Source organism: Blautia sp. MSK.18.38, assembly GCF_024460535.1.
GTDB classification, from domain to species: domain Bacteria; phylum Bacillota; class Clostridia; order Lachnospirales; family Lachnospiraceae; genus Blautia_A; species Blautia_A fusiformis.
The window spans coordinates 80,661-100,935 of record NZ_JANFYP010000012.1 but is presented as its reverse complement, the minus strand read 5'-3'; the positions used below and the strand labels follow the sequence as shown (position 1 = coordinate 100,935).

Annotated in this window: 15 protein-coding genes; 4 read left to right on the top strand and 11 right to left on the bottom strand. The window is 44.4% G+C overall.

The window, feature by feature from the left end; genetic code table 11:
* Positions 1–24: 24 nt before the first annotated feature.
* From NE638_RS09380 to NE638_RS09360, 5 genes are read right to left on the bottom strand one after another with little or no spacing between them, the layout of a single operon-like run.
* A complete protein-coding gene (locus NE638_RS09380) occupies positions 25–1,242 on the bottom strand; it encodes a carboxynorspermidine decarboxylase (protein ID WP_021650662.1) in 1,218 nt (405 codons plus the stop codon).
* A complete protein-coding gene (locus NE638_RS09375; protein WP_022426348.1) occupies positions 1,242–2,501 on the bottom strand; it encodes a saccharopine dehydrogenase family protein in 1,260 nt (419 codons plus the stop codon). Before NE638_RS09375 ends, NE638_RS09380 begins: the two co-directional genes overlap by 1 nt.
* A gap of 42 nt (positions 2,502–2,543) precedes the next feature.
* Positions 2,544–3,401, bottom strand: coding sequence for an agmatinase (speB, locus tag NE638_RS09370; RefSeq protein WP_015524486.1), 858 nt, complete (start codon positions 3,399–3,401; stop codon positions 2,544–2,546).
* A 3-nt stretch (positions 3,402–3,404) separates the two neighbouring features.
* Entirely contained in the window at positions 3,405–4,259 is an 855-nt protein-coding gene (gene speE, locus NE638_RS09365; RefSeq protein ID WP_015524485.1) for a polyamine aminopropyltransferase, read from the bottom strand.
* 5 nt (positions 4,260–4,264) lie between these two features.
* Positions 4,265–5,731, bottom strand: a complete 1,467-nt coding sequence (locus NE638_RS09360) for an aminotransferase class I/II-fold pyridoxal phosphate-dependent enzyme (protein WP_021650664.1) — start codon at positions 5,729–5,731, stop codon at positions 4,265–4,267.
* Positions 5,732–6,303: 572 nt separating this feature from the next.
* Between NE638_RS09360 and NE638_RS09355 the strand changes: the two genes are divergently transcribed.
* Entirely contained in the window at positions 6,304–7,689 is a 1,386-nt protein-coding gene (locus tag NE638_RS09355; protein ID WP_092070385.1) for an MATE family efflux transporter, read from the top strand.
* A 90-nt stretch (positions 7,690–7,779) separates the two neighbouring features.
* On the opposite strand, the gene NE638_RS09350 is transcribed toward NE638_RS09355, so the two are convergent.
* The 3 genes from NE638_RS09350 to NE638_RS09340 form a co-directional block, all read right to left on the bottom strand.
* The gene (locus NE638_RS09350; protein ID WP_173746076.1) at positions 7,780–9,246 is read right to left on the bottom strand and encodes a sensor domain-containing diguanylate cyclase; all 1,467 of its coding nucleotides are present in this window, start codon (positions 9,244–9,246) and stop codon (positions 7,780–7,782) included.
* Between the two features lie 203 nt (positions 9,247–9,449).
* Positions 9,450–11,186, bottom strand: a complete 1,737-nt coding sequence (locus NE638_RS09345) for an adenine deaminase C-terminal domain-containing protein (protein ID WP_173746075.1) — start codon at positions 11,184–11,186, stop codon at positions 9,450–9,452.
* A gap of 15 nt (positions 11,187–11,201) precedes the next feature.
* Complete coding sequence (locus NE638_RS09340; RefSeq protein WP_021650670.1) at positions 11,202–12,506, bottom strand: NCS2 family permease; 1,305 nt, start codon at positions 12,504–12,506, stop codon at positions 11,202–11,204.
* A gap of 114 nt (positions 12,507–12,620) precedes the next feature.
* Here NE638_RS09340 and NE638_RS09335 point away from each other — a divergent pair, with 114 nt between their 5' ends.
* Positions 12,621–13,529: a LysR family transcriptional regulator gene (locus NE638_RS09335; protein ID WP_022426354.1), complete on the top strand. Its 909-nt coding sequence runs from the start codon at positions 12,621–12,623 to the stop codon at positions 13,527–13,529.
* Positions 13,530–13,745: 216 nt separating this feature from the next.
* Positions 13,746–15,128, top strand: coding sequence for an alanine/glycine:cation symporter family protein (locus NE638_RS09330; protein WP_173746074.1), 1,383 nt, complete (start codon positions 13,746–13,748; stop codon positions 15,126–15,128).
* Between the two features lie 107 nt (positions 15,129–15,235).
* Here NE638_RS09330 and NE638_RS09325 read toward each other — a convergent pair whose 3' ends face one another.
* From NE638_RS09325 to NE638_RS09315, 3 genes are all read right to left on the bottom strand, one after another.
* Positions 15,236–15,739, bottom strand: coding sequence for a gamma carbonic anhydrase family protein (locus NE638_RS09325; protein ID WP_059086860.1), 504 nt, complete (start codon positions 15,737–15,739; stop codon positions 15,236–15,238).
* 87 nt (positions 15,740–15,826) lie between these two features.
* Positions 15,827–16,858 (bottom strand): LacI family DNA-binding transcriptional regulator, encoded by a 1,032-nt coding sequence (locus tag NE638_RS09320; RefSeq protein ID WP_110102991.1) that lies wholly within the window; start codon positions 16,856–16,858, stop codon positions 15,827–15,829.
* Positions 16,859–17,083: 225 nt separating this feature from the next.
* Positions 17,084–18,574 (bottom strand): AAA family ATPase, encoded by a 1,491-nt coding sequence (locus NE638_RS09315; protein WP_110102992.1) that lies wholly within the window; start codon positions 18,572–18,574, stop codon positions 17,084–17,086.
* A 277-nt stretch (positions 18,575–18,851) separates the two neighbouring features.
* Between NE638_RS09315 and NE638_RS09310 the strand changes: the two genes are divergently transcribed.
* Positions 18,852–20,225 carry an MATE family efflux transporter gene (locus NE638_RS09310; protein WP_092070399.1) on the top strand — a complete coding sequence of 458 codons (1,374 nt, stop codon included), beginning with the start codon at positions 18,852–18,854 and terminating at the stop codon, positions 20,223–20,225.
* The last annotated feature ends 50 nt before the right edge of the window (positions 20,226–20,275 follow it).

Below are 20,275 nucleotides of genomic sequence, written 5' to 3'. Positions count from 1 at the left end.
TATTATTTTTCAAAAAAACTGCTCTTATTTCCTGCAGCGTCCAAGTCTGCCTTTAAAATCTTCATACCCAAAATCAGTAAGACGTTCCATGGTTTTATCGCCATGTCTCAGCCATATATCAGGCAAAGGCATTCCATTAAAGGTATTGTTCTTGCAGGTTGTATAAATGGCCATATCACCAAACATGAGAATGTCTCCATACTTCAACGGCTCTGAAAAGCTGTAATCTCCTATGATATCTCCTGACAGGCAGGTTGGTCCTCCGAGCCGGATTGTGACTGCATTTTCTCCCGGTTCATCTGCTCCAAGAAGAGGAGGACGATAAGGCATTTCCAGAACATCCGGCATATGACAGGCAGCACTTCCATCCAAAATTGCAAGCCGGGTATCACCATTTTGCAGCACATCCAGAACAGTTGTCAAAAAAAATCCTGCATTTAAGGCCCATGCCTCTCCGGGCTCCAGATAAACATCTACTTTCCATTCTTCCTTTGCTGCGCTGATGCACTTCTCAAGCCGTGCAATATCATAGCCTGGTCTTGTAATATGATGTCCACCTCCCAGGTTCAGCCATTTCATCTGAGAAATCAGATCTCCGAATTTCGTCTTTACTGCTGTAAGAGTAGTTTCCAGATCAGAAGAGTCCTGCTCACAAAGGGTGTGAAAATGAATACCATCCAATAATCCGATCAGCTCCGGATGCTTTCTCACAGCAGTCTCCCACTGTGCCCTTGTGGTACCCATGCGGCTGCCTGGGGCACAGGGATCATAAATAGCATGTCCCTCCTGGGTAGAGCATTCCGGATTGATCCGAAGCCCTGCACTTTTCCCGGCCTCCTTCACTCTTTTTCCAAAGCGAAGAAGCTGAGAAGGAGAGTTAAACACTATATGATCTGCAAAGCTAAGCAGCTCCTCAAATTCATCCTCACGATATCCGGCGCAAAATACATGTACCTCTTTTCCGGGCATCTCCTGGGCACCAAGCCTGGCTTCGTACAGTCCGCTTGCTTCTGTTCCTGTCAAATATGGTTCCAAAAGATGATAGCAGTCATAATTACTGAAAGCCTTCTGTGCCAGGAGCATTTTGCAGCCTGTTCTCTTGGCAATATTCCCCATTAATTCTGCATTTTTTATAAGCGCCGCTTCGTCGAGAACATAACAAGGTGTTTTGATCTTCCGCAGCTCCGGCGGAATAATTCCGCCGGACGCTGCAAAGGGTGGTCTTGTATCTGTTCTTTCCATTAATCCACCAGCTCCGGATCATGATTTTCGCTGCGTGGAAGTCCATATTTGTCAAGTGCTTCCAGGAACGGATCCGGGTCAAATTCTTCTACTGTGTACACTCCCGGGCGGATCCATTTTCCGGTAAGCATCATTAATGCTCCGCACATAGCCGGAACGCCTGTCGTATAGCTGATTGCCTGACTTCCAACCTCTTTATAACATTCCTGGTGGTCACAAACATTGTAAATATAATAGGTTTTCTCTTTTCCATCCTTTACCCCGGTGAAAATGCAGCCAATATTAGTTTTTCCCTTAGTACGTGGACCCAGGCTGGCCGGATCCGGGAGAAGAGCCTTCAAAAACTGGATAGGAACGATTTCCTGTCCATTATAGTTGATCGGAGTAGTAGAAAGCATTCCCACATCCTCCAGACAGCGCATGTGATCCAGATAGCTCTGTCCGAAGGTCATAAAGAAACGAATTCTCTTTACACCCGGAATTGTCTGGGCAAGGGACTCGATCTCCTCATGATGCAGAAGATACATATCTTTATCGCCGACCTGATCAAAATCATATTCCCGCTTGATCGCCATCGGAGGAATTTCCACCCAGTGTCCATTCTCCCAGTAGCTTCCGGGCGCACTTACCTCACGAAGATTGATTTCCGGATTAAAGTTGGTTGCAAATGCATATCCGTGGTCTCCTCCATTGCAGTCCAGAATATCAATGGTATCGATCTGGTCAAACTCATGCTTTAATGCATATGCACAATATGCCTGGGTAACACCCGGGTCAAAGCCGCAGCCAAGAAGTGCTGTAAGTCCTGCCTCTTCAAATTTCTTCCGGTATGCCCACTGCCAGGAATAATCAAAATATGCGGAAAATCCCGCTTCCTTGCAGCGTTTTTCGTAAATAGCACGCCATTTGGGATCATCCGTATCCTCCGGCTCATAGTTTGCCGTATCCATATAGTTTACACCACATGCCAGACATGCATCCATGATGGTCAGATCCTGGTACGGAAGCGCAATGTTCATTACCAGATCCGGTTTGTAACTATTGATCAGCTGGATCAGCTGGTTTACATCATCCGCATCCACCTTTGCGGTGGTAATAACTGTTTTTGTTTTTCCTTCCAGTTTCCGGGCAAGTGCATCACATTTTTCTTTTGTCCTGCTTGCTATACACAGTTCTGTAAATACAGTATCTGCCTGACAACACTTCTGAATTGCTACACTGGCTACTCCGCCGCAGCCGATTACAAGTACTCTGCTCATGTTTTTTGTCTCCTTTTTTATACTCAATTCTCGTAACTGTTTTTATTTTGCCACCGCCAGCAGCAGTTCCCTGACCACTTTACATGCTGTAGCTGTGGAAACACCGCTTGGATCCAGCATAGGTGCCAGCTCATTGACATCTGCTCCCACAATATTTAATTCTGATACCTTCCGGATAGCAGCGAGCAATTCAAGGAAGCTTACGCCTCCTGCCTCCGGTGTACCGGTTCCCGGAAATACAGATGGATCCAGACAGTCCAGATCAATGGTAAAATATACCGGAACCTGCTTCCTGGCCAATTCCTGTACGGTTTCTTCCAGGCCTTCAAAAGTAAAGGGATGAAAATCTGTATGCTCTTTTGCAAACCGGAATTCTTCTCTTTCCCCGCTTCGGATACAAAACTGATGTATCCGCCCATCTCCCAGAATATCATAGCATCTGCGGATAACACACGCATGACTTAAATGGGCTCCAAGATAATCGTCTCTTAAATCTGCGTGCGCATCAAAATGAATAATATGAAGTCCCGGATATCTCCCGGCGACAGCTCTCACAGCAGCCAGTGTCACCAGATGCTCTCCCCCCAGAAGCAGCGGCATTTTTCCCTCTTTCAGGATTTCCTCTGCACGATCCTGTATATCAGCAAGCGCCTTTTCACTGCTGCCGAAGCAAAGCTCTAGATCTCCACTGTCAAATACCCGGATATCCATAAGGTCACGATCCTGATAAGGGCTGTAGGTTTCCAGTCCAAAGCTTTCATGACGAATGGCAGAAGGACCGAACCTGGCTCCCGGACGAAAGCTTGTGGTCGAATCAAAGGGAGCTCCGTAAAGAACAATTTCTGCTTCCTCAAAGCTGCTGTCACAACCGATAAAATTTTCAATATTTGGTAAGATCATAAATCAGTCCTCCACCTCCTGAAGCATTTCCTCCAGAAAAGCCGGAAGATAAAATGCACCTTTGTGAAGCCTTGTAGTATAGTAACGGGTGCGAAGATTCAGTGAATTCCATGCCTTCGAATCCAGGTCATCCACAGGATGATATTTTTTACTTGCAAAGCCAAACAGCCAGTAGCCGGCAGCAAAGGTAGGAATATGAGCCTGGTAAACACGGCTGATCTGGAAAGTACTGGCAATTCTTTTGTGACTGCGCTGCATGGCATGCGCATCCTCGGAATAAAAAGGACTTCCCTGCTGATTAACCATGATTCCATCCGCCTTCAGCGCATTATAGCAGTTTCCGTAAAATTCACGGGTAAATAATCCCTCCGATGGGCCAAAGGGATCCGAGGAATCTACAATAATAAGATCATATTTATTTTCGCAGCGGCGTATATATTTCAACGCATTTTCGTAATGAAGGTGCACTCTCCTGTCATCCAGCCTGCAGGCATTTCCCGGAAGATATGCGCGACAGGCTTCTACTACCATAGGATCCATCTCTACCAGATCAATATGGCTGACACGGTCATACCTGGTCAGTTCACGTACAACTCCGCCGTCTCCTGCTCCGATCACAAGAATATCTTTAGCTTCTTTGTGAATAGCCATAGGTACATGCGTGATCATTTCGTCATAAATAAATTCGTCACGCTCTGTGAGCATTACATTACCGTCCAGTGTGAGCACCCTGCCAAATTCCGGTGTCTCAAAAATATCAATTCTCTGATAGTCACTCTGCTTTGAATAAAGCTGACGGTTTACCCGGATACTATGCTTCACATCCGGTGTATGAAATTCCGAAAACCACATTTCCATTTTCTTTACCTCCCTGCCAGTACATTTAAACGCAATATATCCGGATCTTCAGGGCCTGTCATATTGCATCCTTTTGCCTTAGCATATTCAATATAATCCAGGATTTCCGGAGTGATTCGTTCCCCCGGAGCCAAAATCGGGATTCCCGGAGGATAACACATTACAAACTCGCTGCATACTTTGCCTTCGGTTTCTCTGAGAGGAAGGCTGCATTTTTCTGCATAAAAAGCTTCCTGAGGACTTGTCACTACCTGAGGATCGATATATTCCTGATCCAGCAATCCTGATTTATCCTTCTGGAATCGCCTGCGGATCTCCGCAAGAGCACTTACCAGCCGCTCTATTTCCTGGACACGATCTCCGATCGACAGATAGGCCAGAATATTTCCGATATCACCAAATTCGATCTGAATATCATATTCATCTCTCAGTATATCGTAAACCTCAATCCCTGCAAGTCCGATATCCAGGGTATGTACACTTAATTTCGTAATGTCAAAATCAAAAACCGAATCTCCATTCACCAGTTCTTTTCCAAATGCGTAATAGCCGCCAATAGCATTGATCTCTTCCCTTGCATACTCTGCCATATCTGCTACCTGATGAAAAATCTGGCGTCCTCGCTGTGCAAGATTCCGGCGCGAAATGTCAAGACTTGACATCAGAAGATAGCTGCCTGAAGTAGTCTGAGTCAGATTGATGATCTGACGGACATAACCGGCATGAACACCTGGTCCTGTAAGAAGAAGGCTGGACTGGGTCAGGCTTCCGCCGCTTTTATGCATAGATACAGACGCCATATCTGCACCAGCTGCCATTGCCGAAACCGGCAGACCTCCGCCAAAATAAAAATGGGTTCCATGTGCCTCATCTGCCAGACACAGCATTCCTGCTTCATGAGCCATGCGTACAATTGCGCGAAGATCACTGCAGATTCCATAATAGGTGGGATTGTTCACCAGCACAGCCACCGCATTTGGGTGCTCCTTAATTGCCTTTGCCACCTGTTCACGTCGCATTCCAAGAGAAATTCCAAGTCTCTGATCCACCTCCGGATTCACATAGACCGGGATTGCTCCGCACAGAACCAGCGCATTCAGCACACTTCTGTGGACATTTCGTGGAAGAATGATCTCATCTCCCCTCTTACAGGCAGTTAGCACCATAGTCTGCACTGAGCTTGTAGTTCCTCCAACCATAAGAAATGCATGAGCTGCTCCAAAGGCATCTGCTGCCAGCTCTTCCGCCTCACGGATCACAGATACGGGATGACAGAGATTATCAAGCGGCTTCATGCTGTTTACATCCACACCTACACATTTTTGTCCCAGAAATTCTGTAAGCTCCGGATTTCCTCTTCCTCTTTTATGTCCCGGCACATCGAAAGGTACTACTCTCATACGCAGGAATTTTTCCAGAGCTTCATGAATTGGCGCATGATTCTGGTCCAGTTTAAAACGACTTCTGTTCATTGCTTCTCCATTTCCAGTTCCTTTATCCGCACAAAAAAAGCAGGCCGATACAAAACCGTAAACCTGCTTAGATCATTCTTCCTGATTTTATTTTCATCGCATATAAATATGAGAATCCCCATATTTACATGAGATCAGAATCCGGATGATATATGTCAGAGTCTATATAGCAATCATACTTTTACTACTCTTATTGACCGTTTCACAAGTCTGCGCAACAGGCGCATGACGGTTATCAAAGGAACCAACTTATAAAATTTGAGCTTCTAACTCAATCAATAAGGCAACCAAAGTTACCATCAGCGGCAGTGGACCCGGCTGTCCGTATGGCCTTGACCCCAAAATGGAGTGGTCCAAAATAATTGCTTTGAAAAGACTCTTTCTTGTCCTTCAAAATCTCCATAAGCATAGCATATCTGAAAATTCATGTCAACTATCAAAATCGTTTAAATACTTATAGTATGAACCATTTATAATAATGTCAGAAGGATATTCTTTTCTTGAATCCCTCATATTTTCATGCTAATATGTATAATTAGGTCAAAAACTACAAAATACAAAATGGAGGAAATATGAATCAAAAAAGTACATCTGCTCCCATAGCAGAAAACAAAATGGGGACCATGCCCGTAGGAAGGCTTGTACTAAACATGTCTCTGCCAATGATGATCTCCATGCTGGTGCAGGCATTGTACAATATTGTAGACAGTGTTTTCGTTGCCATGCTTTCCGAAAATGCTCTGACGGCAGTTTCCATGGCTTTTCCACTGCAGACACTTCTGATCGCAGTAGGTGCAGGTACCGGTGTGGGTATGAACGCACTGCTTTCCAAATCCCTTGGAGAAAAGAATTTTGAAAAAGCTGATCGGACAGCCAGCAATGCTGCTTTCCTGTATGGCTTAAGCTATCTGGTTTTCCTGATCCTTGGATTTACAGTAGTAAAACCATTTTATGCCAGCCAGGTACATAACGCAGACCCTGAGATCCTTAAATTTGGGATTGAATATCTGAGCACAGTTATGATATTCTCCTTTGGTCTGCTTGGACAGTTTTTCTTTGAACGTCTGCTCACATCCACAGGAAAAACCATATTCAGCATGACTTCTCAGCTGTGCGGTGCCATCACCAACATCATCCTTGACCCGATCCTGATCTTTGGTCTGTTCGGTGCTCCGAAAATGGGTGTTACCGGAGCTGCTGTAGCTACTGTGATCGGACAGTGTGTAGCCTGCATCGTTGCAGGAATCTGCAACCATAAATTTAATCATGAAGTCCGGCTCAGCTTCAGGGGCTTCCGTCCTGACCTTAAGATCATCGGCCATATTTATGCAGTAGGTATTCCATCGATCATCATGCAGTCCATCAGTTCTATCATGACCTACTGCATGAATCTGATCCTGGTACAGTTTACAGTCACTGCAACTGCAGTATTTGGTGTTTACTTCAAATTGCAGAGTTTTTTCTTCATGCCTGTATTTGGACTTAACAACGGCATTACACCGATCATTGCCTATAATTATGGTGCACGCCACAGAAAGCGTATGCTTAAAACTGTCAAAGTCAGCATGTTCATCGCATTCTGTTTTACATTCATTGGTTTTCTTGCCTTTGAATTTATTCCGAAAACACTGCTGGGGCTGTTCAGTGCTTCCGAAGATATGCTTACCATCGGAATCCCTGCACTTCGTATCATAGGAATCCACTATCTGATCGCATGGTTCTGTATCATTGCGGGAACTGTATTCCAGGCACTCGGAAAAGCTGTATTCAGTATGATCGTATCTATCATGCGTCAGCTGTTTGTCCTGGTACCTGCTGCTTATATCCTTGCTTCCATCGGCGGACTTCACGCAGTATGGTGGTCTTTCCCCATTGCGGAGATCATTTCTCTGATCGTGTCCGTAGCTTTCCTGGTTGTCATAAACAGAACGATCATTCAAAAAATTCCGGAAGCCTAAGGACATCAAAGCTTCCCATTCCAATTTATACAAAAAGAAGACAGAAGATTTCCTTTTTTCTCTTCAGGATATCTTCTGTCTTTTTTATTGTTATTTATAGATCCGGTAGCCATCCCTTCCGGAGCGTTTTACCTGATAAAGGGCAAAATCTGCTTTTTGATACAGTTCCATAAAGGTATCTCCATCCTGTGGTGCAAAAGCAATTCCTGCACTAAAAGTAAATGTATGCTCTCCCATGCCTTCCATACGGATCTCCCTGAGCTTTTCATGAAGTTTTTTTATTCTGCTCTCCATATTTTCCCGTGAACCGATATTACAGAGCAGGATCACAAACTCATCCCCGCCGATACGCCCGATCACATCCTGTTCCCGGAACTGCTCTTTAAGAAAACCTCCCAGCATTTTTAATACATTATCTCCCATGACATGTCCGTAAACATCATTCACTTCTTTAAAATGATCCATATCCAGGATCAGGAAGCCATGAAAGCCTTCCGGAGCTTTTTCTCTCAGAATAGCATCGATCACCTTCTGCGTATTCTCTCTGTTATAAACGCCTGTAAGCGCATCCTTCTGGGCAGAACGTACCAATTCCGCTTTCTCCTGATTATTTCTTACAACAATATACAGGAGCAGGAGCAGCACCAGAATACAGAAGCTTCCCATAAATAGGATTTCATAACCAGAAATGAATTCATAAGCCTGCTGTGCACTTTTTACAGGAATTGCATAACAGATCATCCAGTCATTGTATCCAAGAGGCATATATGCCAGATACCGGTCCTCTTCTTTTCTCTCTTTGAGACTAAACTTCACCAGACCACTTTCGCCAACTTTAAAATCTTCCTGAATATCCTGAAGAGCATGCTTTCCTTTGAGATTTTTTTCTCCGTAATATTTAAAAAGATTGATTCCATATGTGATCTCCGTACCAGACGCCGAACCACTGTCAAAGGCAATGATCTCTCCATCACTTGTGGCCAGAAGACTGTTTCCCGCTCCATCAAAAAGATCATTAAAAAGCATATGGCTCAGCGCTGTAACATTACAGGATCCGCCCAACACACCGATCACTTTATGGTCTTTGTATACCGGCACACCTAAAACCACCCGCACCTTATTGTCCACACTGCTTTCCAGGGGATCGCTGATGGTCTGCTCTCCACTGATAGCCTCCTGAAAATATCTGCGATGAGAAACATTCTTGGTTACTCCATTGTCGTAGTATGCATCTCCATTCTTATCAATAAGAGCAGCCCTCTCCAGGTCTGTCTTTTCATAAATAGATATCAGTTGTTCTTTATTTTCTTCTGAAAAAAGTTCTTCTGATTTTCCCATTGCAGAGGCAATCTCATTCAGATATTGATAATTAATATCCAGTATCGTCCGCAAATGTTCACTTTGTCTCTGCACATTTATCTTCAATGTATTCTGAGAATTCACCTGTACAGCCCTCTGCACACACTCGAAAAAAATAAGAATCCCTGCTATAACCGCCAAGATAAAAACGCCGGTTGCCATAACATAATTTTTTAATTCAAAGTGATTCTTTTTCATACGTTTTCTCCTGATCTAACCTTTTTTGTCCTGCATTTTTATTTTACCATGATTTTTGTTTTTTCTCTATAACAAAAAATCTGCAGATTCCAATCATAAGATTGAAAAATGCAGATTTTTTACAACGATATCTGATTATTATGCCTTATTATGCCGCCTTCCGCTACTCACGTCCGGCTTATATTGCTGCAATAAGAACAACGTTATTTATTTTTCTTTGTGTTTACGATCAGCGGAACAATTTCTCCTTTTTTTACATCCACCAGTCCCTTATCAGTCAGCTTCAGTGCCGGGCTTACCGGTAATCCAAGTGTTGCCACTGACATGATCGGATTATTATGCACATATCCCAGATCTGTAAGGCTTTTTCTTACCGCCTTCAATGCAAGGCCATTCTCCCTGATTGATTTTTCGGATAAAAGCCCACATACCGGAAGTGCAAGTTCAGAAAGGATCCTTCCATCTTTTACTGTCAGAAATCCCCCCTGCAGTTCCCGGATCCTGTTTACAGCAAATAACATATCATCCGGAGAGCTTCCTGCCACAAAGAGATTATGATGATCATGAAAATATGTTGTTGCCACAGTTCCCTTTTTCAAGCAGGAGCCTGTAAGAAATCCATAGCCGATATTTCCGTTCTTCCCATGACGTTCCACCACCATAGCCAGAAGACATCCGCTGTTTTCCCAGCAGATCTTTCCGGCTTTCACCGGCATTTCCACCAGTTTTTCAGTAGTATGGGTACGATCCGGATTGATCTCTATCACACGAACCGTTGCATATCCTTCCTGAAAAGGAGCATTCACCTGAAAATCCTTCAGAAAAATATCCGGAAGCTGTACACTCCGGTAAAAATCTGCCGGAAATTCATATGTGGAAGCAGACAGCGGCAACTGCGGTTCATCCTTTGCATAAATCGGAACACCATTTTTGAATACAGCTTCCGGTTTAAGAACGGACGGATCTTTAAGCAGCATAAAGTCCGCAAGTTTTCCCGGTGCGATAGCTCCTCTGTCATAAAAATGCATCCGCTGACACGGTGTATATGTGGCACAGTAGATTGCCTGTTCCATCGGAAATCCCATATCGATCGCTTTCTGTACCACTGCATTCAGCGGTCCCTGCTCATACAAAACATCTGCCATAGTATCATCTGTTACAAAGGAACAATACTCGTAGAGCTGGTTCTGGCAGATATATTCCAGGATTTCCGGTTTCAGCATTTTATCCTGGATCTCAAAAAACATTCCGTTTTCGATCCGCTGCTTTACTTCCTCAAGAGTATGTTCTGTATGATCACCATTAATACCCAGATAAAGAAACTTTGCAAGATCCAGATCCAGTAATGACGGACAGTGTCCCTCGATCACATATCCCGGATGATCTTTTTTCAGATATTCCAGAAACCGGCTGATCTCCAGATCATTTTCCCGGATGATCTGCCGGTAATTCATGATTTCGCCTACACATACCACATCTTTTTCTTCCAGCAGATGCTTCATTGCACTGCAGTCAATGATCCCGCCTGTTGTTTCCAGCTTTTCACTGGTTGACGGAACGCTGCTTGGAATCCCGTAAAAAATATCAATAGGTGCATTCTTTGCCGCCGAGATCATTTCCAGAATCCCTCGGATCCCTTTGACATTGGCCATTTCGTGAGGCTCTGAAACCACCGTCGTCACACCATTTTCTCCTGCACATTTTCCAAAAAAAGCCGGTGTGGCCATAGAACTCTCAATATGCATGTGAATATCTGTCAGTCCTGGAATCATGTATGATCCCTTTGCATCGATCACATTGTCAGTCTGAAGATCCGTATCCTGTTTTCTGTCTATGTAATAAAATTTTCCATCTTTCACCGCAACATTGGCAGATATGAATTTCTTAAGATAGGAATTAAATACCTTTGCGTTTTTGATCAGCAGATGAACCTGCTCCATACCATTTCACCATCCTTAGATAATTGAATAAAAATACAACAGACAGACTGCTACCAGTACATACATGACCGGTTCAACCTTTTTGATCTTTCCTGCTGCGATCTTCATAACGAGATAAGCCGGAAGCGCCACGCAGATACCATTTGCGATATTATTTGCAAAAATCGTAAAGGTTACACATAAAAATGCCGGAATATACTCTGTAATATCCGAATAATCAATATTTCTCATAGCACCAAGCATATTGATGCCGATATAGATCAGCACCGGACCGGTTGCCGCAGATGGGATCACAAGAGCCAGTGGTGCCAGAAACAGCGAAAGTCCGAAGAAAATGCTTGTAAAAATAACCGTAAGTCCCGTTTTTCCTCCTGCTTCTACGCCTGCAGATGACTCCAGATAAGTAGTAAGACTCGGCATTCCAAACAATGCTCCAAAGCTTGTTGCAATCGCATCTACCTTAAAGCATTTATCAATACCCGGAAGATTTCCATCCTTATCCAGATAGCCTGCCTTTGCTCCCACTCCCAGAACTGTTCCGAATGTAGAAAAGAAATCCGGTACAAACAGAGCGATCAGAAATGGAATATAAGCAAAATTCAGCGCTCCCATAAAATCAACTTTCAGGAACTGATGGCCGATACCTGCCGGAAATGCAAAAATGGATTCCGGAGCATGTGTAACACCGAAAGGAATTCCTGCCAGAGTGGTCAGCAGGATCGCAAGAATCATACCACCCGGTATATTTCGTACCTTGATCACCAGAAGGATCAGAAATCCGATCACTGCTACGATCACAGATGGAGATGCAAGATCTCCAAAGGAAAGACAGTTTTTTGCATCATTTGCCACGATCAATCCACAGTTTTTTGCACCAAGAAGTGCGATAAACAGACCAATACCGGCACTAACCGCTTGTTTCAGGCTTACCGGGATCACACGTACCACGGCTTCTCTCAGACCAAAGAATGAAATTATGATAAAAAGAACACCACTCCAGAATATCACACCTGCTGCGATCGGCATACTTACGCCTTCATTGGTAATCATAGACGCAATAATTCCAACGCTTCCAAGTCCCGGAGCCAGAGCAAACGGTCGATTGGTAACCAATGCCATTGCACAGCTGGTCACAATGATCAGAATGATCATAGCTGTCAGAGTCGTGTGTTTATCATAACCGGCGCCTGCCAGAATATTTGGGATCGTGGCAAGCACATATGCCATAGTTACAAAAGTTGTCAGTCCTGCCAGAAGTTCTGTTTTTATATTTGTATTGAACTCAGACAGTCTGAACTGTTTTTCCAGCCAGTTTTTCATTTATTTTTTCCCCCTTGATATGATGATAGGATGTATTGTAAAATATGCATATCAGGAAGTCAAATTCATATTATACATAAAAATTATGCCAAAATGGAATAATTGGAGGAAAACATGAACTATCATGAACTGAAGTACATTCTCTGCATTGCCAAATATCAGAATCTTACAAAAGCCGCACAGGAGCTTTATATTTCCCAGCCAACCCTGACCAAGCATCTCCAGAAACTGGAACGAGAAATGGGGACCAAGCTGTTCAGCCGCAGCGGAAACAGCTATACACCTACCTTTGCGGGCCGCAAATATATGGAGTATACCCGAAAGATCCTGCAGATACAACAGGACTGGGAAAAAGAGCTGAAAGATCTTACAGAAAATAATGAAGGAGAACTGAACGTTGCTTTCCCACTGATGAGGAGTACCTGTATGGTTCCTCAGATCATGACCTCTTTTTTTCAAAAATATCCTAAAGTAAAGGTCAATATCCTGGAAGAGGCATATTCTATCCAGGAAAAACTTCTGCTCAATGATCAGCTTGATTTTGGCATTTTCAATGAAGTACATAAACACCCCAAGCTGGAATACGAACTGCTGAAAAAAGAAGAAATCCTTCTGATCATGCCTCCGGAGCACCCATTGGCTGCTGCCGGCAGTGTATCCACTCACGGCATATACCCGAAGCTTGATCTCTCACTTCTGGCAGAAGAGCCTTTTATCCTGCATTTTCCAGAACAGACTACCGGACAGCTTTCGCTGGAAGCACTGAAAGCTGCCCATATCAAGCCTTATGTGCCAATACAGAGCCGCAACACAGAAACCTGTGTCAAACTCTGCATGCAAGGACTTGGTATGTGTTTCACCCCGGAAACCTATGTCCAAAATATGGACCTCCCTGTAAAACCAGCCTGTTTTTCCATTGGGGAAGATGGCGTCTTCAGCACACTGACAATTGCATACCGAAGAGGCACCTATCTCCCACAGTACGCCCGGGATTTTATATGTACTGCGAGGAAGGTCCTGTAGAATTTTGATCAACATATATTGAAGCAAAAAATCTTCTGTTCAGAGGGAATATTTTTGTTGCATTATTCTGAATATTCCTGTATAATTAGCACAATAATCAAAACTTAAGAGCGTAACGTACAAGGGCGTACAGCACATATTTCCTGTGTCTGTACGCCTTTGTGTTATTTCTGCAGTCCTGCGGATATTTCGCTTTGAGAAAGGGAGGAGATTTCTATGATGAATGCAATCGGAAGTGTGATAAACCAGATCGACAGTCTGGTGTGGGGCTGGTGGATGATCATTTTACTTCTGGGCACCCATATTTTCATGACCATCCGTACCGGTGTGATCCAGCGTAAGATTGGTACCGCCATTCGCCTGTCTATCACCAAAGATACCAATGCGGAAGGTGAAGTCAGCCAGTTTGGCGCCCTGACAACAGCCCTTGCTTCCACTATTGGAACCGGAAATATCATCGGTGTCGGTACTGCCATTGCTCTTGGCGGTCCCGGTGCAGTCCTCTGGTGCTGGCTTACCGGTGTCTTCGGAATCGCCACCAAATACAGTGAGTCTCTCATCGCTGTAAAATACCGCGTCAAAACCAAAGACGGCCGTATGCAGGGTGGTGCTATGTATGCCCTAGAGCGCGGATTAAATATGCGCTGGCTTGGTCTGATCTTTGCCTTTTTCGGTGGCTTTGCTTCCTTTGGAATCGGATGTGCTACCCAGGTCAATGCCATTGCAACGGTATGTAATGAGAACCTTCATATTTCGCCGGCAGCGATCGGCATTGCTGTGGCAGTTCTTACTGCCCTTGTTATTTTCGGCGGGATCAAATCCATCGCCAATGTATGTGAACGTCTTGTTCCGTTTATGGCATTTTTCTATGTGATCGGATGTATCATCATCCTGGGGATCAATTTCGATTTTATCATTCCCGCAGTAAAAACCATCTGCAAATTTGCTTTTACCCCTGGTGCTGCTGCAGGAGGTCTTGTAGGACGTGGTATCATGATGGCCATGCAGTATGGAATCGCAAGAGGACTTTTTTCCAATGAATCCGGTATGGGTTCTGCCCCCATCGCCGCTGCTGCCGCACAGACAAGAAATCCGGTTCGTCAGGCTCTCGTTTCCAGCACCGGTACATTCTGGGATACCGTTGTGGTATGTCTGATGACCGGTCTTGTTCTGGTAACCAGTATTATGAAAAATCCTTCGATCGACATGGGAAATATCACTGATGGCGGTGTTCTTACTACACTGGCTTTTCAGCAGATCCCGGTTCTTGGTCCTGTGATCCTTGTAGTGGGTATCATTTCCTTCGCATATTCTACAGTCCTTGGATGGGCATATTATGGCGAGCGGTGCGTGGAGTATTTCTCCGGCAAAAAGGGACTCATCCCCTATCGTGTGCTGTATATTGCGGTAGCTGCCATCTCCCCTGTTATTTCTCTGAACCTGGTATGGACCGTAGCGGATATCCTGAATGCACTGATGGCTATTCCAAACCTGATCGCAGTACTACTGCTTTCCAATGTGATCGTAAAAGAGACCAAAAAATATATCAACGATCTGGATGCACGGGATGACACACCGGTGGAAGTGATCGATAAATAAAAAAACGATAAATATAAGCATTTTATATAACAAAGTTACAGCTCCGACTGCTTCTCATATTACAAAGCAGTCGGAGCTGTCCGTTTACAAATGTCTTCTTCACTTTTTTATAATACATCCTGTGCTTTCATCTCTTCGGACACAGCAAGATATTCTTTGCTGTTTTCCACGATACCAAGCTTCTCTTCCCAGGTAAGATTTCGTTTGATCCTGGCCGGACTTCCCATTACCAGAGAACCATCCGGGATCACCGCATTTTTAGTCACAAGACTGCCGGCTCCTATGATACAGTCGTTTCCGATCTTTGCACCATCCAGGATCACGGCTCCCATTCCGATCAATGTCCGGTCTCCGATGGTACATCCATGGATCACCGCATTATGTCCCACAGTAACGTTGTTTCCGATATGGACCGGCATGTTGTGGCTCACATGAATGGTACAGTTTTCCTGGATATTTGTTTCTTCTCCGATCACTACCGGCGCATCATCCCCGCGGATCACCGCATAATATAATACACAGCTGTCACGGCCGATCGTTACATTTCCAAGGATCACAGACTGCTTTGCGATCCTGGCACCTTCTGCGATCTTTACATTTTTATAATTCATTTTTCCTCCTGAATCTGCTTTCCCTGTACAGGATTCTGCCATATGATATTTCTGATCATGGGTTCTATACGCAACAGCAATTCCTTTTTAACCCATATTATATTTCGTCCGGATCACAATATCTGTATACTGGTATTCCTTTTCCGGTGCCTTGCTGTCAAAGAGAAGCTGGAACAAAATAATCACCGGAGAATGTCCCTGTACAGCCGCATCCTGACCGATAAGGAAATTGATCGTCCCCTCTTTCAGCCATTTCAGATTTTCTTCCAGGAAATCATTGGCGATCACATGCATGGTTTTATCCTTTCCAAGCTTCTGCAAGGTCTGGCAGACACCCTTTACGCCATGACCCGTAATATAGATCCCGGTCAGCTCCGGATATAGCTCCAGAAATTCTTCCACGATCTTGGATGCCACCCATTCGTCATCATAAGAATACCTTATATCCACGATCTCGATTCCCGGAAAGCTTTCTTTAATCTCTGTCGTAAATCCTTTCTGCCTGCTGATCAGACCAGGATTGGCAACCTGTCCGGAAATTATGGCAACCTGCCCGTTTCCGCCTGTCATCTCCCCCATCAGGCCTGCTGCCGTACGACCGGCCTGAAAGGTATCCTGTCCCACAAAGCATAACCTTTTTGTATCTTCCAGATCCGCATTAAAGGTAACTACCGGAATTCCATACTCTTCCTGATACTGATTGATCCTCGCTCTCAAAAGCTGATCTTCTGATGGAGTCAGCGCGATTCCATTAAAGCCCTCTTCCCGGAGTTCTTCCATTGCAGCCATTACTTTTTCTGGTTCCACGCCCTCGATCTCATAGATCTTTACTGTTCCGCCAAAGCTCTCCACTTCTTCTTTTGCTTCCAGGACCCCATTTAAAACCTGCTGCATAAAAGGAGTCTCCATATACTGAAGGATCACACCGATACGGATTTTCCTCTTTGCCATGGCAAGGGCACGACCGGCACGGCTGGGCTGATATCCCATCTCCCGGGCGATCCTTTTGATCCTTTCCTCTACTTCCGGGCGGATACGGCCTCTGTTGTTCAGTGCCCTGTCCACAGTGCCTCTTGAAACTCCTGCTGCTTCCGCAATCTGTTGTAATGTTACTGCCATATTTTACCCTCCAAAACCTCTCCTGTGTGCTTTGTGTTCACGTGCACGCTCTTTTATCCCATTATACACATTTACACTTTCTCAGGCAATCCCTGATTTCATTATTTTTATAATTTTCCTTTACGATCAGACAGGCCCGGCATAAACAGGTGCATTCCCTCAGCCAAAAATGCTTCCGAAAAAATCTCCGGAAGCATTTTTATCATTGCAAAACAGATCCCTTTGTCAGTCCAGAAGCTCCTGTACCATCTCGGGGGTAAAGGTTACAGCCTTCACATGATCCACCTCGATCTGATACAGGGCATTGGCCGCAATATGCTCCGCAGCCTGCTCCAGATCACGGATTCCTGTGGTATCTTCAAATTTCTTAATTACTGCGTCCAGCGCCTCATCCGTTACGATACATTCTTCCTGTTTCAGACTCATACGTTTCAGAACCTTGGGAAGCGCAAATCTGGAAAAGATGATCTTCTTTTCCTCCGGTGTGTAATCCGGAATATCGATCACTGCAAAACGTGACATCAGAGGTGCGCTGATCTGTGCCTTATCATTGGCTGTGGCAATAGGATAGACACCAACTGTCGGAACCATACATTCCATATAGTTATCTGTAAAACCAAGGTTATCCAGCAGTGTCAGAAGCACATCTGCCGGATTTCCGTTTCCTTTACCTGATGCAGCCTTGTCAAGCTCATTGATGATAAATACCAGATTGGATTCTCCTGCCATGGAAAAAGCCTCCATGATGATTCCAGGCTTGGCATTTGCATAAACACGAGAGCTTCCTGTAAGCTGTTCCGGATCATTGATCGAACTCATATCCAAGGTTGTCCACGGCATTTTCAGGATTCTTGCAACTGCATAAGCGATCTGAGATTTACCGGTACCTGCAGGTCCTACAAGAAGCAGTCCGTAGGCAGGAAGTGTATGAGTACGATTAATCTGAATGATCGTCTCAATGATCCTCTGTTTTACACGCTCCATTCCATAAAGCTCCTCATCCAGGATACGACGTGCTTCCTTCGGATCAATAGACTCAAAATAATTATGCTTCCACTGAATATTCATCATGATGGAAAGTGCTCTCTGGGCATGGCGTCTTTCCTCCTGAGAAACCTCATGAGAACGGGCAACTGCCAGATTTCTTCTTGCCCAGAGACGGATATTATCCGGCATAGTCTTTCCGGCACAGTTCATAAAGTCGGTGATACTCTGAATACTGGTAAGCTTCATATCGTCACCGTCTTCTTCCTCCTCATCGTTCTCATTTTCTTCTGCCGGCGCACTGCTTGCAAACAGACGCTCGATCATAAACTGAAGAAATCCGTCCTCAGCAGAAAGCTTGGTGCCTCCGCCAAAAGCGATCTCACGGATTTTGTAAACAGCATATCCTTCCTCTGTATTCTGTCCTGAAAGACGGATGTTGATATGATTTTCTCCGAGCCATTTGATCAGGCTTGTAAAACGGGAATCGATCTTCAGGATGTCTGCCGGAAAAACACCGTCCTCTTCCTTAAACTCAAATGCAGTCTGCTTCGCAGGATTGGAAAAATATCCGCAGGAATGATGTTTCCACTCTCTTTTGCTGTTATCCAGGATCAGCATCGGTTTCTCCGGTGTGGCTTTTGTTTCATTAGAACGAAATGTTGTATATGTGCACTGGCTTTTTGTCTCTTTTTTATCTGCCGGCGCTGCGCTGAAATCAAAAACTGGCATATTTTTTACTCCTCTTTCTCTGAAAAATATCTTCATTCAGTTTATCATGGATTGGAAATCTCAACAACTGCTGATATAATTTTTTATGCATTTTTTGTATTCGTCATTTTTCCGTAAGTTGTTTAAACAATTTTGCAGTTTGCCGATTGACACTGCCTGTAAACTATGTTATCGTGCAATCATGTCTGCTTTCACTTTTACGAAAGCTGACACAGTTACCATGTATGTGATTTACTGTTTTTCACGTCATTGTAATTGTATTTTTTTGGAGGAGGAAATGAGAAATCAACTTTCACAGCAGGATGATTTTTATCCACAGATCGTTAAGCTTGTCATCCCCATCATCATTCAGAATCTGCTAAGTGCAGCGGTCAATTCCGCCGATGTTATCATGCTGAACTTTGTAGGTCAGTCATCCATCTCCGCAGTATCCCTGGCAGCGAATTATTCCAATGTCCTGTTTATGGTTTATTACGGTCTTGGTACGGGAGCCACCCTGCTTTGTGCCCAGTATTATGGAAAGGGAGATTACAAAGCCATTCAGATCATCGAGGGAATCGCTCTTCGTTTTTCCATGATCATCTCTGTTCTCGTGGCACTCGTTGCATTTACCATGCCACAGATGATGATGAGACTGTTCACCAACGATCCGGAGCTTCTGGCCATTGGTTCTTCCTATATCCGCATTATGGGTATCACCTATATCTGCTGGGGTATGACGGAGGTTTATCTGGCTGTCCTTCGAAGCATTGGCCGGGTAACTACCAGCATGGCGATGAATATGCTGGCATTTGGACTGAATATCCTTTTGAATGCGACTTTTATCTTCGGATTGTTCGGAGCACCCAAGCTTGGTGCTACCGGTGTGGCTATTGCTACTGCACTTTCCAGAATGATCGAGCTGATTGCCTGTTTTATTATTTCTGCTTTCAGCAAAAATGTCCGACTGGATCTCCGATGTATGTTCACAAAAAACAAACTGCTGTTCAGTGATTTCGTGCGGCTTTCCCTGCCGGCTCTTGGCAATGATATTTCCTGGAGTATTGGTTTTTCCATGTACTCTGTGATCCTGGGGCATCTTGGTACGGATGCGGTTGCTGCCAATTCTCTGGTTGTAGTAGTCCGTAATATCGGCTCTGTTTTCTGTTTCGGTATTGCCAGTGCAGGAGGTATCCTTCTAGGCAATGTTATGGGGCAGGGCGATCTGGAACGTTCCAGGCGTTATGCTTCCAAAACACTGAAGCTTACTGTTATTGCAGGTTTTTTGGGCGGACTTATCGTTCTTGCCATCACACCGTTCGTAATGAGATTTGCGTCCCTGACACCCACTGCCATGCATTATCTGAAATATATGCTTCTGATCAACAGCTATTATATTATGGGGTCTGCCGTAAATACAACCCTGATCGCCGGTGTGTTCCGGGCAGGTGGTGATACAAAGTTTGGTCTGATCTGTGATACCATTGATATGTGGGTATATGCAGTACCCCTTGGATTCTTCGCTGCTTTTGTACTGAAGCTGCCGGTTATGTGGGTGTATTTTCTGCTCTGTACGGATGAATTTGTGAAGTGGCCATGGGTGATCAAAAGGTATCTTAGTGGGAAGTGGGCTAAGAATATTACCCGCGAGAATATATTTGAAAATAAATAGAATACAGAAACATTTTAGACGGCTGGAATCTGCGTTATTTTTCAAAAATT

Excerpts from the sequence above, each read along its gene's own strand:
- NE638_RS09380 (WP_021650662.1), bottom strand. The coding sequence starts at position 1,242 with ATGGAAAGAACAGATACAAGACCACCCTTTGCAGCGTCCGGCGGAATT.
- NE638_RS09375 (WP_022426348.1), bottom strand. The coding sequence starts at position 2,501 with ATGAGCAGAGTACTTGTAATCGGCTGCGGCGGAGTAGCCAGTGTAGCA.
- speB (WP_015524486.1), bottom strand. The coding sequence starts at position 3,401 with ATGATCTTACCAAATATTGAAAATTTTATCGGTTGTGACAGCAGCTTT.
- speE (WP_015524485.1), bottom strand. The coding sequence starts at position 4,259 with ATGGAAATGTGGTTTTCGGAATTTCATACACCGGATGTGAAGCATAGT.
- NE638_RS09360 (WP_021650664.1), bottom strand. The coding sequence starts at position 5,731 with ATGAACAGAAGTCGTTTTAAACTGGACCAGAATCATGCGCCAATTCAT.
- NE638_RS09355 (WP_092070385.1), top strand. The coding sequence starts at position 6,304 with ATGAATCAAAAAAGTACATCTGCTCCCATAGCAGAAAACAAAATGGGG.
- NE638_RS09350 (WP_173746076.1), bottom strand. The coding sequence starts at position 9,246 with ATGAAAAAGAATCACTTTGAATTAAAAAATTATGTTATGGCAACCGGC.
- NE638_RS09345 (WP_173746075.1), bottom strand. The coding sequence starts at position 11,186 with ATGGAGCAGGTTCATCTGCTGATCAAAAACGCAAAGGTATTTAATTCC.
- NE638_RS09340 (WP_021650670.1), bottom strand. The coding sequence starts at position 12,506 with ATGAAAAACTGGCTGGAAAAACAGTTCAGACTGTCTGAGTTCAATACA.
- NE638_RS09335 (WP_022426354.1), top strand. The coding sequence starts at position 12,621 with ATGAACTATCATGAACTGAAGTACATTCTCTGCATTGCCAAATATCAG.
- NE638_RS09330 (WP_173746074.1), top strand. The coding sequence starts at position 13,746 with ATGATGAATGCAATCGGAAGTGTGATAAACCAGATCGACAGTCTGGTG.
- NE638_RS09325 (WP_059086860.1), bottom strand. The coding sequence starts at position 15,739 with ATGAATTATAAAAATGTAAAGATCGCAGAAGGTGCCAGGATCGCAAAG.
- NE638_RS09320 (WP_110102991.1), bottom strand. The coding sequence starts at position 16,858 with ATGGCAGTAACATTACAACAGATTGCGGAAGCAGCAGGAGTTTCAAGA.
- NE638_RS09315 (WP_110102992.1), bottom strand. The coding sequence starts at position 18,574 with ATGCCAGTTTTTGATTTCAGCGCAGCGCCGGCAGATAAAAAAGAGACA.
- NE638_RS09310 (WP_092070399.1), top strand. The coding sequence starts at position 18,852 with ATGAGAAATCAACTTTCACAGCAGGATGATTTTTATCCACAGATCGTT.